General features: G+C 64.6%; 4 protein-coding genes. All 4 read right to left on the minus strand.

The features are described from left to right. Positions 1 to 191 precede the first annotated feature (191 nt). The 4 genes from PWJ82_RS09295 to codB all read right to left on the minus strand — a co-directional run bounded on the left by PWJ82_RS09295 (position 192) and on the right by codB (position 6,748). Positions 192 to 2,705: a YhgE/Pip domain-containing protein gene (locus PWJ82_RS09295; RefSeq protein WP_274736388.1), complete on the minus strand. Its 2,514-nt coding sequence runs from the start codon at positions 2,703 to 2,705 to the stop codon at positions 192 to 194. Further along, positions 2,702 to 3,385, minus strand: coding sequence for a TetR/AcrR family transcriptional regulator (locus PWJ82_RS09300; protein WP_274736389.1), 684 nt, complete (start codon positions 3,383 to 3,385; stop codon positions 2,702 to 2,704). Before PWJ82_RS09300 ends, PWJ82_RS09295 begins: the two co-directional genes overlap by 4 nt. Before the next feature lie 600 nt (positions 3,386 to 3,985). Next, complete coding sequence (codA, locus tag PWJ82_RS09305) at positions 3,986 to 5,266, minus strand: cytosine deaminase (protein WP_274736391.1); 1,281 nt, start codon at positions 5,264 to 5,266, stop codon at positions 3,986 to 3,988. 96 nt (positions 5,267 to 5,362) lie between these two features. Further along, positions 5,363 to 6,748 (minus strand): cytosine permease, encoded by a 1,386-nt coding sequence (gene codB / locus PWJ82_RS09310; RefSeq protein ID WP_274736392.1) that lies wholly within the window; start codon positions 6,746 to 6,748, stop codon positions 5,363 to 5,365. Positions 6,749 to 7,004: the final 256 nt, after the last annotated feature.

Genomic DNA, 7,004 nt, shown 5'->3' on the forward strand with positions numbered 1-7,004 from the left:
ACCGCCCCCACCTTCCCGTCCTTTAGTCAGGAATTTCGCGTTACCACGAGATAAAACCCCAGGCCACAACGTCAATATGAATCACATCACGCCAAAATGAGCCAAGTCAGGTATTAGGCTTCCCTTACCTCGCGGTAAATAGGACTCAGAAATTACTGTGCGGCTGCGGGCCCGGCGCGTGCTCCTGTCCTTTACCGCGCCGCGGCGGGCACCTCCTCATTTTTTGGTACGACGCCGCCGCTACCGGCTTTCGCCTCGCAGGGCCGGGGCGTGTCGGTGTGGTCATCGCGCCAGTTTTTGATGACGGCGGCGAAGACGGTGGCCAGCACCGAGGCGGCAAACCACAACCCGAGAGCACCTGCATAGGTGCCGATATCAATCGGGCCACCGGCAATCGCGGCCCGCAGGGCGTTGACCGTGTGGGTGACGGGCAGTAGCGGGTGGACGGCCTGGAAGAAGCCCGGGGCGGTTTCCACCGGGTAAATTCCGCCAGCCGCCCCCAGCTGGATCACGATCATGAGAAGCGCGATGAAGCGCCCCGGGGCGCCGAAAAGCGCAATGAGTGCCTGGTTGATCGCGATATACACAATCGAGGAGGTGATGCAGATAGTGAAGGTCGCGCCCGGGTTGATGAGATCCACATTCCCGAAGAAGTGGAGTATTCCTACCAGTAGGCCCGCCTGCACAATTCCCATGAGTGCTCCGGTAGCAACCGAACCGAGCCCGAGCCGCAGCCCGGATACTCGCGCCGTCGCGAGACGGCGCGAGAGAGGCGGCGTCATGAGGTAGAGGCCGATAGCGCCCACCCACATCGCCAGCGCGATGAAGTAACAGGCGACTGCCGCACCAAAATCCCTGACGGGATGGGCGCGAGTGGTGCTCAACTCCACCGGGGCGGCACCTACCCGTTGCATCGTTTCGGATTCGCCCGGGGTGTAGACCGGGATTTTTTCCGCGCCTTCAGAGAGTTTCACTTCTAGAGTGGCGGCGCCTTCGCGCAGGGTGCGCAGGCCATCGCGTAGGGTTTCCTGATTGGTTGCGAGGGCGGTGGCACCGTTGCTCAGCTGGGTGGCCCCGCTGTGGGCGGCACGTGCCCCCGCGGCTAGTTCGGGGGCGTGGGCTGCCAGTTCGTTACTTCCGGTAGCAAGACGCGCGGTCCCTTCCGCGAGACGGGTGGCTCCGGTAGCGGCGCGGGTGCTTCCGGAGGCGAGGGCGTCGAGTTGGCTGGCGAATTCCGCGGTGGCGGCGAGGGCTTGCTGGCCTCCCGCGGCAGCGCGCTGCGCACCCGCGGCCAACTGGGTGGCACCGTCTTTGAGCTGTGCCGCCCCGGCGCTCGCGGCCTGTGCCCCGTTGGCGAGCGCGGTCAATCCGCCGGTTTCGGTGCCTACGCCAGGCACGCCGTTCGCGTCGGTTTCGCTACCCACGCCAGATCCGCTCGCCGTTCCGCTTTCCTCACCTACGAGGGTGGCGATCCCGCCCTGGAGCTGAGTGGATCCCTCAAGAAGCTGCGCGGTGCCTGCCTGGGCCTCGGCCAGCTTCGCCTTGATTACCTCCGGAGGCAGCACATCGTACATCGCGATGAGGGTGCTCAGGCCGTCATTGAGGGTGCTGATCCCGCTGCTGAGTTTCTCCGATCCGGTGCTCAGCCGCTGCGCTCCGGCAAGAGCCCGGTTAGTGCCCTCCACCAGTGCGGCATTCCCCTCCGCTACTTTCTGACTGCCCGCAGCCAGATCCTGGCTGGCCGCCGCCAAGGTGTCGAGGCCCGTGGCGCTGCGCTCCGCGCCATCCCGGAGCTGGTCGGCCGCAAGGCTCGCGGCACCGGCCCCGCCGGCTATGCGGGAAACTCCCTCAGTCAGGGCACTGGCCCCGCCGGCGGCATCGCTCGCTCCGGCGGCGAGTTGAGCTGCGCCGTCGTTCATACGCCCCGCACCGGAAGCCAAAGTTCCCGTTCCCGCGGCGAGACTCTCGGCGCCCTCGGCCACTTCGCCGGCGCCTTCCGCGAGCCGGGAAGCACCGCCGGCCGCATCGTGCAACCCGGTGCCCAGCTCGCCGGCCCCACCCGCTGCGGCGCTCAGCTGCTCGCTCAGCGTCCCGAAGGAGAGGTAAATGCCATCAAGATATTTGGCCGACACTTTCTCCGAAACCGCCGCCGTGGCGGTGGAGGCGATGACGCGTCCCACATTGCCGACGATATAGTTGCGGGCATCGTCGGTGACGAAAGAGAGCCGGGCTCGGGTGGCAATCCCCGGGCCGCGCGCTACCGAGGTGGCATCGCTGGAAAACGACGCCGGAATGCTGAGCACCGCGTAGATATCACCGCTGGCTAGTTTCTGCTCGGCCTCCGCTGCCGAGTATTCCTGCCACTGGAAGTTCTGGCGTTCCTCGGTTTCCAGGAGCTTGGCGGTGATGCTAGCGCCCAGGTTCACCTCGGATCCATCCAGCTGTGTGCCGCGATCCTCGTTCACAATCGCGGCCGGGATCTCATTGAGGTTGCCGAGGGGATCATCGTAGGCGCCGGTGAGAATCAGTGCGTAGATCATCGGAATAATGGCGAGCCCGAATATGACAATCGCCGGGCGGATGCGCTCCCGCCAGCCGCGGGAAGGAACCTGCTGCGTGATCGGCTGCGGGGTTGGCGCGACGTCGGTGGCGGCATGCGGCGCCGTCGCATCTGGCTGCGCGGCGGTATTTCGTGATTCGCTCATGAGTGTTCTCCGTAGGCGGCGCGGGTAAAACTGCCCACTTCGGTGGCGAGGCGGGGAAGGTCGGCGGGGTCGGCAGGTTCTTCGCTCATCCAGTGGAGCACGCGCCAGAGCAGGCCGGCAGCCACCATGGAGGCAAAGTCCATCTCCGCTTTCGAGGGCGGGGGATAGGTGCCGTTCTCCCCTGCGGGCGTGCCGAACATAACGCGCCCGCGGGCGCGAATGGCCGGGGCGCTGAGTAGGCGATCACGAATCGCCGCGATAATCGGGGCTGCGCTCCCGAGAGCCGCGGAGCTGGTGAGGGTCGCGACAATGAGGTGGCGGTGCTTAAGCAATGTGGTGAGCATGGGGAGGAGTACCTGCCGCTGTACGTCGAGCGAAGGTTCTTCCGAGGTTGGCACCGGGGTGGCGTCGAAAATTGCGTGGAGCCGGGTAAGGACGACGGCGCGCACCAGCTGGCTAATCCCGGAAAAATGCTGGTAGAAGGTGGGGCGGGTAACCCCGGCTTCCCGCGTAATCCAGGAGACGGTGAGATCATCAATCGCCGCGCCGCTATCAATGAGCGCGGCGGCGGCCCGTACCAGTGCATCGAAGGAGCGCCGGGCGCGCGGATCGTCTGCGGCGGGGCCGAGGGGATCGTGCTGGTTTGCCACTGGGCCGAGGGGATCGTGCTGGTTTGCCACTGGGCCGAGGGGATCGTGCTGATTTCCGTTCGGCATTCCGTTCGCACTGCCGTTGGGAGCGTCTGTGTGTACCTCTCTCATGCCGCCTAATTTACACATGTAAAATAGGTGGTGCAAGGGGAGGAGGGGTGGTAGGTGTTTTCCGAGCTGTAGTGCAGATGTCGTACATGCGAAGTACATCTCGGAAAAACACCCCCGCCTCCCGCCGGCCCAAGGTAGGCAGAGTGGGTCGTTCTCAGGCGTCAAGGCTGTAAAAGGTGCATTTTGGACTGTTAGGGCCGCAGAGTGTACGCCACGGACATTAAATCGCGGAAAAACTGTCACCTACGTACATTTTGTTAGCTGACCGAGTCTCTCCTCCTCAAAGTGCGCGTCCTGGACATTGACTCCTGTCAAGTGCGCGTAAGGAACACGAATTCGCTCTGAAACGGTGCTCTCCCGCGGACTTTGTTTCTGGGCCAGCCCGGCTCCGCCTGATGCGGGCCTGGCACCGGCTTAAATTCACCGAACCCCCGGCCTGTCACTCGGCCGAGGGTCCGGGAGAAAAGCGCGCCGGTGCCGCGCGGCGCCGCGCACAGCGCGCGGCGCACAACTAACCGCTTAGAAATGCCAGGCGCGCTCCGGCTCAGTGGACTCGAAAAGCAGCTCACCGCGCCGGTAGGACGCCAGCACCGGGGCGTGGAAAGCCAGGGCCTCGCGCCAGGACTGCGCCCCCAGCACGATGAAGTTCGCGGGATTACCCACCTTGATGCCGTAATCGGGCAGGTGGAGGGTGCGCGCGCCGTTATGGGTGATGAAGTGATACGAATTGTCGATCTGTGAGGCCCCCATCATCTGGGTCACGTACAGCCCGATGAGGGTGACATCGCGCAGCGAGCCCGTGCCCAGCGGATTCCACGGATCGACGATATCGTCCTGCCCGAAGGAGACGTTGATTCCGGCTTCCGTCAGCTCCTTGACCCGGGTCACCCCGCGGCGCTTCGGGTACGTATCCGTGCGCCCCTGCAAGTGGGTATTGACCATCGGATTGGAGACGAAATTGATTCCGCTCATCTTGAGCAGCCGCAGCAGCCGAATGAAATAGGCATTGTTATACGAATGCATCGCCGTGGTATGCGAGGCCGTCACTTTCTCCCCGATACCCGCCTCATAGGCCCGAGTCGCCAGGGTTTCCAGGCCGCGCGAAGCGCCGTCGTCGATCTCATCACAGTGCACGTCCATGAGGAGGTTGAATTCCTGCGCGAGTCCCACCGCGTAATTCAGCGAGCTCACCGAGTATTCGCGGGTGAATTCGTAATGCGGGATGGCGCCGATGGCGTCCACGCCCAGCTCGGCGGCGGTGCGCAGCAGCTCACGCCCGTGCGGATAGGATTCGATGCCCTCCTGCGGGAACGCCACCAGCTGCAGGGTGACGTGGTCGCGCAATTCCTCGCGCAGTTCGAGCAGGGCGCGCAGCGCGGTGAGATTCGGGTCGTTGATATCCACGTGAGAGCGGATGTACTGGATTCCGAAACGCACCTGCTGGCGGATCGCCCGCATGGCGCGCTCCTTGACGTCCTCCACCGTGAGCTTCGCCTTGCGCTGGGACCATATCTCGATGCCCTCGAAGAGGGTGCCCGATTCGTTGGGGTGCGGATCGCCTTCGGTCATCGTGGTGTCCAGGTGGACGTGTGATTCCACGATGGGAGGCAGGGCCAGGCGCCCGCCGAAGTCACGGACGGTTGCGGCTGGCGCGTGGCCCGGCTGCGCCGTCGTACCGGAAACGGGGGCGGTGGCCGAAACCGCGGGTGTGATCGCGGTGATGACGCCGTCGGTCACGGTGATATCGGAGAGGTGGTCAGCGTTTTCGATGCGCAGATTCCGGAAAATCTGGGTGCTCACGGGTGCTCCTTTCGAGTTCGTGCGGGTGTTGCGCGTGCGGCGCGGTAAAGGCGACTGCGTTGCAGCGTGGTGCAGCGCAGTGCCGCGCGCGGATGGTTACTTCATTGTTGCGACGACGCCGCGGCCAGCGAAATACACGGCCAGCGCGGCAACGATAGCGTTGAGCGAGGCAATCCCCACCGGGATGGTCCAGCCCACCAGGGCCCCGGCAGCCACCGCGATAACCGCGGGCCAGGCTACCGCGCGGGTCGCTGAGGTATTCGAGGTGTCCGCCGCGGAGATCCGCCCGGTTTCCACCGCCTCCACAATGGCGTGGTAGGCGCGGCGGTTGGCGAAGTAGTCGGCCACCAGCACGGTGCCGATCGGGGGCAGGGTGGCGTTGAGGAAACTCAGCCAGCCCACGAAGTTGTCGTAGAGCCATAGCGCGCACAGGGTGCCGAGGATACCGGCGATAATAACCAGCGGCTTCTTGGGGCGCTTCGTCATATTCGCGAAGCCCAGGCCGGTGGTGTAGAGGGCGTTGTTATTCGTGGTCCAAATATTGGCGCCCAGCACGATAAGGGCCGGGATAGCCAGACCCTGAGCGATCATCACGTAGAAAATATCGTCCTTGCCGGTGAAGGCACCGCCCACCGCGCCGAAGGAGAACATGAGGGTGTTGCCGAGGAGGAAGGCGATAACGGTGGTGATAACCGCGGATTTCGCGGAGCCGGCGAAGCGGGTGAAGTTCGGGGTGGCCGAGCCGCCCGAGATGAAGGATCCGACCACCAGGCCAACTCCCACCATCACCGGCATGCCGCTGGTGTTGGCGAAGATGCGGGTGAGGCCGCCGCCGTCCACCGTGGCGGTCACCATCGAGTAGGTGCCCAGCCCGGCGATGAGCGGCACGGAGATGAAGGAGACGATCTCGATGGCCTTGATGCCGTAGTAGGCGGAGGCGGTCATAAGGCCACCGGCGATCAGCACGATCGGCCAGGGGCTAATATTGAGGATTTCCGCGGTGGGGATGGCGAACATGGCCACCCCCACGCCGAACCAGCCCATCTGGGTGAAGGCGATGAGGAAGGAGGGAAGGAAGGAGCCGAAGCGGCCGAAGGAATGGCGGGCGAGTTCGTCCACGCCCATCCCGGTTTTCGCGCCCACGTAGGCCAGCGCCCCGGTGAAGGTGGCGAGGATGGCGCCGCCGATGGAGACGGCGGCCACGAAGCCGCCCAGGTCTAGGCCGATGCCGAGCTTCGCTCCGACCGACATGGACGCGGAGAAGAAAGTGAAGCCGAGCATAACAAAGCCGACGGCCCAAAAGGAACGTCGGCTTGAAGTGGGAACAACTCCGAATGAGAAATCCTCGTCCGGCCGGTTGTTAACTCCTGCGGAATCAGGAACACCGGAAACGCCGGAACTGGCGGGAACGGTGAGATTCCCATCGATAGGGTGATCAATCGGGTAAGTGGCGGTCGTGGTTGTCGTTTCCGTCACGGACATAAGTGCGTGTGCCTCCGAATTTTCCTGAGCCTTCCTGATTTTGGCTCAAATTGCCAATAGCATATTCCTCTCCCGGACCGGAGGGAAATTTTTTCGGCGTGAAACGGCTCTCAGTAGCGTGGCTGGCATTTAAAGGTACGACGACGGCGGGGGGGGGGGGGGGGGGGGGGGGGGGGGGGGGGGGGGGGGGGGGCGGGGGGGGGGGGGGGGGGGGGGGGGGGGGGGGGGGCGGGGCGCCCCGCCCTCGACCAAACCC

The organism is Actinotignum schaalii, assembly GCF_028864145.1.
GTDB lineage: Bacteria > Actinomycetota > Actinomycetes > Actinomycetales > Actinomycetaceae > Actinotignum > Actinotignum schaalii_B.

What these genes read in the sequence shown, in the direction of transcription:
- PWJ82_RS09295 (WP_274736388.1), bottom strand. Translation starts at nt 2,705, where the DNA reads ATGAGCGAATCACGAAATACCGCCGCGCAGCCAGATGCGACGGCGCCG.
- codB (WP_274736392.1), bottom strand. Translation starts at nt 6,748, where the DNA reads ATGTCCGTGACGGAAACGACAACCACGACCGCCACTTACCCGATTGAT.